Annotated in this window: 1 protein-coding gene; it reads left to right on the top strand. The window is 62.9% G+C overall.

What is annotated here, in order from left to right:
* The first annotated feature begins 69 nt into the window (after positions 1 to 69).
* A protein-coding gene (locus NJ4_RS24815) for an IS3 family transposase (RefSeq protein ID WP_407668100.1) occupies positions 70 to 1262 on the top strand; the annotation gives its coding sequence in 2 pieces (ribosomal slippage) (positions 70 to 354 and positions 357 to 1262; 1191 coding nt in all).
* Positions 1263 to 1292 lie beyond the last annotated feature (30 nt).

The raw sequence follows: 1292 nt of genomic DNA, 5'->3' as shown, positions 1-1292 counted from the left end.
GGGACTGCTGCACGGATAGGTGACAACTGATCTGTCTAACCCGCTGGGTTGGCTGGAAGGATGTTCACCGTGACCAAGCCCTACCCCAAAGAGTTCCGCGATGACGTTGTCCGTGTCGCCAGGAGCCGTGAGCCCGGTGTCGAGCTCTCCCAGGTAGCCAAGGACTTCGGGGTCCACTTCACCACCCTGTACACGTGGATGAAGAAGGCCGACATCGAGGACGGCGAACTGCCTGGCACGACACAAGTCCAGTCGGCTGAACTGCGCGACGCCAAGAAGCGGATCCGTCTTCTGGAGCAGGAGAACGAAGTACTTCGCCGTGCTGCGGCGTATCTGTCCCAGGCGAACCTGCCGGGAAAATGATGTACCCGCTCGTTCGTGAGTTGGCCGTAGACGGTGTCCCCGTCGCGGTGACGTGTCGGGTGCTCGAACTCGCTCGCCAGCCCTACTACCGGTGGCTCAAGACCCCGGTCGCCGATGCCGAACTGAACGAGGCCTACCGCGCCAACGCCTTGTTCGATGCCCACCGCGACGACCCCGAGTTTGGCTACCGCTACCTGGTCGATGAGGCCCGCGACGTCGGCCAATCGATGGCGGCACGCACTGCGTGGCGGATCTGCTCAGACAACCGCTGGTGGTCCGCGTTCGGCAAGAAGCGCGGTAAGAACGGTCAGAAGCCCGGGCCGCCGGTCCACGACGACCTGTGCGCCGTCACCGATGCGAAGGGTCGGACCAGGCACGAGTTCAAGGCGGAAGAGCCCAACGAATTATGGATCGGCGACATCACCGAGCACTGGACCAACGAGGGCAAGCTCTACCTCTGTGCGTTCAAGGACGTCTACTCCAACCGGATCGTGGGGTACTCGATCGACTCGAGGATGAAGTCCCGTCTGGCAGTGGCTGCCCTCAACAACGCTGTCGCCCGCCGTGGTGACGTGGCCGGCTGTGTGGTCCACACCGACCGCGGATCTCAGTTCCGTAGCCGGAAGTTCGTCCATGCTCTGGGTCGCCACGCCATGGTCGGCTCGATGGGCCGAGTTGGGGCAGCCGGGGACAACGCAGCCATGGAGAGCTTCTTCGCGCTCCTGCAGAAGAACGTCTTGGATCGCCGCGCCTGGGAAACCCGAGAAGACCTCCGGATCGCCATCGTTACCTGGATCGAACGGACCTACCACCGACGCCGTAGACAAGACCGCCTCGGCCGCTTGACCCCCATCGAGTTCGAGACAATCATGACCACGCCAGCCAGTCAGGCTGCGTGACTAACCACTGTCACCTGATCGTGCAGCAGA

It is taken from the genome of Nocardioides jensenii JCM 1364 = NBRC 14755, from assembly GCF_001552535.1.
GTDB classification, from domain to species: Bacteria; Actinomycetota; Actinomycetes; order Propionibacteriales; family Nocardioidaceae; genus Nocardioides; species Nocardioides jensenii.
The sequence above is the reverse complement of the archived record's forward strand: the minus strand, read 5'-3'. Positions and strand labels throughout refer to the sequence as shown.